The organism is Mesorhizobium sp. M7D.F.Ca.US.004.01.2.1 (genome assembly GCF_003997785.1).
GTDB lineage: Bacteria > Pseudomonadota > Alphaproteobacteria > Rhizobiales > Rhizobiaceae > Mesorhizobium > Mesorhizobium loti.
In genome coordinates this window covers 1-7,330 of sequence record NZ_RZRQ01000297.1, presented here as the reverse complement: position 1 = coordinate 7,330, position 7,330 = coordinate 1, and the positions used below count along the sequence as shown (strand labels likewise).

Annotated in this window: 7 protein-coding genes; 3 read left to right on the top strand and 4 right to left on the bottom strand. The window is 62.8% G+C overall.

Translation table 11 applies throughout. The features are described 5' to 3' along the window. On the bottom strand, window positions 1–450 hold a 450-nt coding region (locus tag EN993_RS28045), incomplete at its 3' end, for a thiamine pyrophosphate-dependent enzyme (protein WP_245468991.1). Window positions 451–452: 2 nt separating this feature from the next. Further along, window positions 453–1,781 carry an NAD(P)H-dependent oxidoreductase gene (locus EN993_RS28040; RefSeq protein WP_127265392.1) on the bottom strand — a complete coding sequence of 443 codons (1,329 nt, stop codon included), beginning with the start codon at window positions 1,779–1,781 and terminating at the stop codon, window positions 453–455. A gap of 308 nt (window positions 1,782–2,089) precedes the next feature. On the opposite strand from EN993_RS28040, the gene EN993_RS28035 reads away from it, so the two are divergent. Further along, the gene (locus EN993_RS28035) at window positions 2,090–3,145 is read left to right on the top strand and encodes an acyl carrier protein (RefSeq protein WP_127265391.1); all 1,056 of its coding nucleotides are present in this window, start codon (window positions 2,090–2,092) and stop codon (window positions 3,143–3,145) included. A 63-nt stretch (window positions 3,146–3,208) separates the two neighbouring features. On the opposite strand, the gene EN993_RS28030 is transcribed toward EN993_RS28035, so the two are convergent. Both EN993_RS28030 and EN993_RS28025 read right to left on the bottom strand, forming a co-directional pair. Beyond that, window positions 3,209–3,973 carry a phosphodiesterase gene (locus EN993_RS28030; RefSeq protein WP_127265390.1) on the bottom strand — a complete coding sequence of 255 codons (765 nt, stop codon included), beginning with the start codon at window positions 3,971–3,973 and terminating at the stop codon, window positions 3,209–3,211. A gap of 72 nt (window positions 3,974–4,045) precedes the next feature. Continuing rightward, window positions 4,046–4,834 (bottom strand): 3-hydroxybutyrate dehydrogenase, encoded by a 789-nt coding sequence (locus EN993_RS28025; protein ID WP_127265389.1) that lies wholly within the window; start codon window positions 4,832–4,834, stop codon window positions 4,046–4,048. Between the two features lie 207 nt (window positions 4,835–5,041). Between EN993_RS28025 and EN993_RS28020 the strand changes: the two genes are divergently transcribed. Both EN993_RS28020 and EN993_RS28015 read left to right on the top strand, forming a co-directional pair. Beyond that, window positions 5,042–5,788 carry an acetoacetate decarboxylase gene (locus EN993_RS28020; protein WP_127265388.1) on the top strand — a complete coding sequence of 249 codons (747 nt, stop codon included), beginning with the start codon at window positions 5,042–5,044 and terminating at the stop codon, window positions 5,786–5,788. 87 nt (window positions 5,789–5,875) lie between these two features. Then, entirely contained in the window at window positions 5,876–7,036 is a 1,161-nt protein-coding gene (locus EN993_RS28015) for a patatin-like phospholipase family protein (protein WP_127265387.1), read from the top strand. The last annotated feature ends 294 nt before the right edge of the window (window positions 7,037–7,330 follow it).

Below are 7,330 nucleotides of genomic sequence, written 5' to 3'. Positions count from 1 at the left end.
CTTGGAGGACAGTGCCGCTCCGACGGCGATCGGGATGCCGCCGCCGACGATGCCGTTGGCGCCGAGATTGCCCTTGCCGACATCGGCGATGTGCATCGAGCCGCCACGGCCTTTGCAGTAGCCGGTGGTCTTGCCGAAGAACTCGGCGAACATGCGCTTGACCTCGGCGCCCTTGGCGATGCAGTGGCCATGGCCGCGATGCGTCGAGGTGATCTGGTCATCCTCGGCAAGCGGCATGCAGATGCCCATGGCGCTGGCTTCCTGGCCGATCGACAGGTGCATGGTGCCGTGGATGAGGCCGCGCGTGTAGCACTCCTCCGCGCCTTCTTCGAAGCGGCGGATAAGGTACATCTTGTAGAGCACCTGCCTGAGCTGCTCGGCGCTGTACTGGCGATAGACGAAGGGCAGATTGGCGCGACTATCAGTGACGGCTTTGCTGGCTCCGGCCATGATCACGCTCCCACGGACCCGTAGACGAGCTTGTCCTGGCGCGCGCGCAGTTCGGCGATCTTGGAGCCCGCTGCGGGAGCGGCATTCGCATAGGTGATGAGCTCGCCCTTCTTGATCGGCGCGGTGACCGAGCCGCCCTGCAGCAGGCCGCAGGGAATGGCCTTGGCGGCGCGCGCCTCCGGCGTCGTCATGATCCAGGCGCGGTAGCAATATTCGCCGATCGCATCGAGCTTCTCGCCCGGCTTCATGTCCTTCTTGGCCACCGCGCAGACCTCTGCCACGGGCTTCGCCAGCGGCACCATGTCGGCCTTGCCGTAGAGCACGACGCGGGCGCAGGTCAGCGGCACCTCCAGTGAGGTCAGATGATAGGGACGGTGGAAGGTGAAGTACGGGCCTTTGCCCATCTTCAGATCTTCCATGCGCTCCGAGATGCGCGGATGCGACATGTCGGCGACGACGAAGACGCCGGGCGCGACACCCTTGCCGATCGAATAGTCGACAACGCCAACCTTCGACAGCACGCCGCCATCCTTCTGCGGCACCAGCACCTTGGACAACTCGCCAAGCGTCGCCGCCGGGCCATGCATGCCGGCCTTGTCGGGAACCAGCCCGGTGGCATTGGCGATCGCCGCCATCTCGACCATGGTCTTGGAGCCATCGACGAATTCGACCAGCATGCGCACATTCATGTGCCGGCGCTTGGCTTCCTCCTCATAGTCGGGGGGAATGGCGTCGATGTTGAGCGGATTGTTCTTGCCCTTGCCGGCAGCAACGATCGGGTGCCCCATGGCCGAGACGAACTCGATCAGCTCCATGCAGGAAGACGGCTCATCGCCGGCGCCCAGCGAATAGGTGACGCCGAGCCGGTCGGCCTCGCTCTTCAGATAGGCGCCGATGGTGACATCGGCCTCGACATTCATCATCACCAGGTGCTTGCCATGTTCCATGGCGCGCAGCCCGATCTCCGCGCCGACGGCGGGAACACCGGTGGCGTCGATGACGACGTCGATCAGATCATTGTTGATGACCAGGCTGGCATCATTGGTGACCGCCACCTTGCCAGCCTCCATCGCCGCCGTCATCGCCGACGCGTTCGAGACTTCGCGCGCATGCCCGGTTTCCTGGAAGGCGATATCGACCGCCTTGCTGGCCGCGGGCAGGTTCAGTTCGGAAATGGCGCCGATCTCGATGCCTGACATATGGGCGACGCGGGTGACGATGTCGGTTCCCATCTCGCCGGAGCCGATCAGGCCGATGCGGATAGGCTTGCCCGACTTGGCGCGTTCCTCGAGATCGCGGGCAAGACCCGTCAACGAAACATTGGAAGCCATACCGCTTATTCCTCCCACATTGCAGGCTTGTTCAATTGCTTGACGGGTATTGAACATCTGTATTTCTGTCAAGACTAATGTCCAAATCCGTGCGCATTTAGGGCACTTTCCCGGCAGCCCGGGCGGGGGCGAAAAAGCGCTGGGCAAAGCCTGATGTCGCGCAGTCAAGCGGTTCACCGCAGGCCCGGATGAACCCCATAGAAGTCAGGCGATTTGACGCCGCTTCTCCCGGCACAAGGCAGCCGGGGTTGTTCGCTGGACTGTCAGTGCGTAAAAGGCGCATAGAGGCATCGGTTAGGGGCTTTCCGATGAACGTTCAACAATGGGTGCGGCCCGCCGCGCTGCCGGGCGATGGCCCGGCGCATGCGATCGCCGGCATCTTCGCCGCGGAACTGCAAATACCGACGGTTCAGCTCGACGACAACTTCTTCGATCTCGGCGGCGACTCGCTGACGGCCGAGACTTTGGTACTAGCCGTGCAGAAGCGGTTCGGCGTCAAGTTGCAGACCTCTGTCCTGCTCGGGGCGCAGACACCGCGCGAGTTCGGCCGGCTGATCGCAGCGCTGGTGCCGGTCCATCCTGCCCGTCAACTGATCGTGCCGGTGTCGGGCAATGTCGGCTATGAGCCGATCGCCATGATCCATGGCATTTCCGGCTCGGCCCTGTTCGCCAATCGTTTCGGCAAGCGACTGAAGCAGAAATACGCCGTCATGGCCGTGCGCGGCATGGGGCTCGAGCCCGGCGAGACGCCCTATTCCAGCATGGCCGAATTCAGCTCCAACTACTTTGAAGCACTCACTTCGGTGACCGGCCAGCATCCCGACATCATTGGCGGCATATGCGCAGGTGGCCTGCTGGCGATCGAGGTCGGCCGGCTGAGCCATGAAGCGACCGGCAAGCGGCCGGCGCTCGTGCTCATCGATCCGCCCTCGCCCGGCTCGGCCTGGCTGAAACCGATGCCGGACGATCGCATGACCGAGAGCAGGCGTCGCCAGATCGCCCGCAAGGTGACCTACTGGCGCCTGTTGCGCGATGGGCTCAGCGCGTTAGGCCTGGGACAGACGCGCCTTGGGCGACATCTGCGCAGGAAGGCGTTCAAGAGCGCGCTCTTGCAGGCAGCGGCCGGATTCGTGCCCTCGTCCTATCCCTGCGATATCCTCATTCTCGCCAGTTCCGAATGGGGCGCCACGACAGTGGCGCAATACAAGGGCTGGGCATCCGACATGGCCACTATGAAAACGGTCGTCATGCCTGGCGCGCATGAGAAGTTCCGTGCGGCCAACATGGATGCGATCGACGCTGAGATCATCGCTTTCCTCGCCGCAAGAGACACGGCAGCGCGCGACGTCCAGCACCAGCAATGAGTTTTGGCCAGCGAGAAGTCGCGTCCATCGCACCGGAGAAGCTGGTGCCGTGGGTAACGGGTGTTATTCCGCCACACCGACGGGAAAATCGTGGAAATGGACGACCACCCCGTCCGCATCGATCAAGATCACGGCATAGGCGGGAGGCTCGTGGCCAAGGCTCCAGCTGTTCGAAAAATCGAGCGCGGTCTGATGGTTGGTGCTGCGCAGCGTGCTGACGGGAATGCCGCGCCAACTGCCGGCGATCAGCCGATGGACATGTCCGGCGAAGATATGACGGACATTGCCGTGACGCAGCAGGACATCGTGCAACGCATCGGCGTCAGTGAGCATGACCCGGTCAAGTTCGGGGATGTGAATCCTGAACGGCGGATGGTGCATGAACAGGAAGACCGGCCAGTCGCGCGCCTGTTCCAGTCTCTCGCCCAGCCAGCGCAGGCGCGCGTCGCAAAGCCTGCCCTCGACATGGCCGCTGTCCAGCGTGTCGAGCAGGATCAGGCGACCCTCGCTTGTCTCGACAACGCTCTGGACGAAACCGCGCTCGGTGGCAGCTTCCGGGAACATCTCGACAAACAGCGCCCGGTCGTCATGATTGCCGAGCATCAGTCGGCAAGGCGGAACGAACCCCGCCAGTCTTTCCTTCAGCGCAACGTAGGCGGCCCGTTCGCCGTCATTGGTCAAGTCGCCGGAAATCACCACCAATTCGGCATCGGCATGGTTGCGGCTTATGTCGGCAAGGCAGGCGTCCAGCCTGGAGAGCGGATCGGAACCGTACAGAAGACCGCCCGGTGTCATCAGATGCGGATCGGAGACCTGGATGATTTTCATGACCCTACTCGGAATGCCTTCTTGCTGGCGCGGCGCGACATCAGCCGGCAAACGAAACGCCTCGACTCCGCTTTACTGTGCCGTCCAGCCGCCGTCCATCGGCAGGGTCGTGCCGGTGATCTGCTTGGCTGAGTCCGAGCACAGGAACAGCGTCAGCGCCGCAAGCTCGTCGACGGTAACGAATTCCTTGGTCGGCTGTGCGGCGAGCAGCACGTCATGCTTGACCTGTTCCTCGGTCATGCCGCGCGCCTTCATCGTGTCCGGGATCTGCCTTTCGACCAGTGGCGTCCAGACATAGCCTGGCGCGATCGCGTTGACGGTGACGCCGTCGAGCGCCGCTTCCAGCGCCACCGTCTTGGTCAGGCCTGATATGCCGTGCTTGGCCGACACATAGGCGGACTTGAACGGCGAGGCGACCAGCGCATGCGCTGAAGCCGTGTTGATGATGCGGCCCCATTTGCGCGCCTTCATGGCGGGGAGTGCAGCCTTGATGGCGTAGAACGCCGCGAGCAGGTTGATGCGGATGATGGCTTCCCACTTATCGTCCGGAAACTCCTCGATCGGCGCGACATGCTGGATGCCGGCATTGTTGACCAGGATGTCGAGACTGCCGAACGCTGCCTCAGCCTCATGCACCATGGCGCTCACCGCCGCGCCGTCCATCATGTTGGCATCGGAGTAACGGCACTTGACGCCGAAATCCTTCTCGATGCCGGCCCGCTCCTGCTCGATGGCAGCCGCGTCGCCGAGACCGTTGATGGTGACGTTGGCGCCTTCGGCGGCAAAGGCGCGGGCGATGGCCAGGCCAATGCCACTGGTCGAGCCGGTGACGAGCGCGTTCTTTGAAGACAGGAAACCCATGATGATCTCGCAGGAGGTGGGAGGGAATGAACGTGGCGGCTTGTGCGCCGCACCATGACACTGCCACGGTCATATGTCGGTGCGATTACAGTGTTGCGACGGCGTCGACGGGCCTGTCAGGCGGCTGACACGGCACTGTCATGGTGCCGTGCAACATAATCCGGAGCGCATTCGCGCAGTCATTCCTGAACCGATGGGGCACCCGCCTTGCAGATCGCCGATGTCGTGAAGCGCGCCTATGCGATGCCGCTGACCAACCCCTCCTTCCCGCCCGGGCCGTACCGTTTCTTCAACCGCGAATATGTCATCATCACCTACCGCACGACGCGCGAGGCGCTCGAGGCTGTCGTGCCGGAGCCGCTGGAAATCGACGAGCCGCTGGTCAAGTACGAATTCATCCGCATGCCGGATTCGACCGGCTTCGGCGACTACACCGAGACCGGCCAGGTCATCCCGGTGCGCTACAAGGGGCAGCACGGCGCCTACGTCCATTCAATGTATCTTGACGACGACGCGCCGATCGCCGGCGGTCGCGAACTGTGGGGCTTTCCCAAGAAGCTCGCCAACCCCAAGATCGTCCATGAAGGCGAGGTGATCGTCGGCACGCTGCACTATGGCAGCGTTTTGTGCGCCACCGGCACGATGGGTTACAAGCACAAGGCCGCCGATCACGGCTCTGTCCTCGCTTCGCTGCCGGCGCCCAATTTCCTGATCAAGATCATCCCGCATGTCGACGGCACGCCGCGTATCTGCGAGCTGGTCCGCTACCACCTCACCGACATCACGCTGAAGGAAGCCTGGACGGCGCCCGCCGCGCTCGATTTACGGCCGCACGTCATGGCCGACGTGGCGCGGTTGCCGGTGCTCGACATCGTGTCATCAGTCCACTTCACCGCCGACCTGACGCTTGGGCTGGGCGAAGTGGTTCACGACTATCTCGCCGACCGCACCTGAGCGCATCAGCCATTCAGACATGATCCCGAAAAGCGGGAACCGGTTTTCGCTAGAGATCGTGCCCAAACAAAGTCGGAGACCAAAGCCGTGCTTGAACGCAATCGCAAGAAGGAGGCCACCGCCACCATCGCGGAAATCTCGGCGCAGTATGACCGCATCGCGCTGGTGTTTCAGGGTGGCGGCGCGCTCGGCGCCTATCAGGCCGGTGTCTACCAGGCGCTGGCCGACGCCGGCTGCGAGCCGAGTTGGCTTTCCGGCGTGTCGATCGGCGCCATCAATGCGGCGATCATCGCCGGCAATGAATCAAGCCGGCGCCTGCAGCGGCTCGAGCAATTCTGGCAGACGATTTCGGGCCGCAAGATCTGGGCCTACACGCCCGAAGGCGACATCTATCGCGACATCCGCAACCGCACCAGTTCGTGGATGACCATGGTCATGGGGCAGCCCGGCTTCTTCAAGCCGCGCAACCCCAATCCGTGGATCGAGCAATCGGGCGCCGAGGGCGCCACCAGCTTCTACGACACAGCCGAATTGAAGGAGACGCTGGAAAGCCTGATCGACTTCGACATCTTGAACGACGGCAAGAAGCGGCTGAGCGTCGGCGCGGTCAATGTTCGGACCGGCAACTTCGTCTATTTCGACACCGACAAGGTCCGCATCGAACCTGAGCACATCATGGCCAGCGGCGCGCTGCCGCCCGCCTTCCCGTCGATCCGCATCGAAGGCGAATATTACTGGGACGGCGGCATCGTCTCCAACACGCCGCTGCAGTATCTGCTCGACCAGGAAGAGGACCGTTCTTCGCTGGTCTTCCAGGTCGACCTGTTCAGCGCGCGCGGCGTGCTGCCGCGCAGCATGCCGGACGTGTTGTCCCGCCACAAGGACATCATGTATTCGAGCCGCACGCGGCAGAACACCGACAATTTCAAACGCATCCATGGCCTCAAGATGCGCCTGCTCGATGCGCTGAAACGGGTGCCGAAGGAGTTGCGGACGCCGGCCGAGGAAGCGCTGATCGAGGACTATTCGGACGCCGGCATTGTCAACATCGTGCATCTGATCTACCAGCACAAAGGCTATGAGGGTCACGCCAAGGACTATGAGTTCTCAGGCACCTCGATGCGCGAGCATTGGCATACAGGGCTTGAGGACACGCAGCGCACCTTGCGCCATCGCCAGTGGCTGACCATGCCGACCAATGTCGACGGCGTCGCCATCCACGATCTGCATCGCGAAGATCCGACCTGAGATCTTCGCCGGGGCGTTGGCCGGACGAAGGCCATCGGCAAAACCCACAGCTCACACCGGCCAATGCCTTCAGCGCATAGGAATATGCCTGAAGGCATTGCCTTGAATGACAAGAGGTCAAACACAGCCCGGAACGAGCTAGGCCCCAAACGAAAACGGCGCCGAACCCGGCGCCGTTTCCATGTCCATGCGTGACTGTGTTCAGAGACTGTTTCGAAACTCGCTCTGGCGAGTCATTTGGTGGTGGTTTCGAGAACCGGAGCGCAGCGGACATTGGTCCGTGAGCACCGGAAG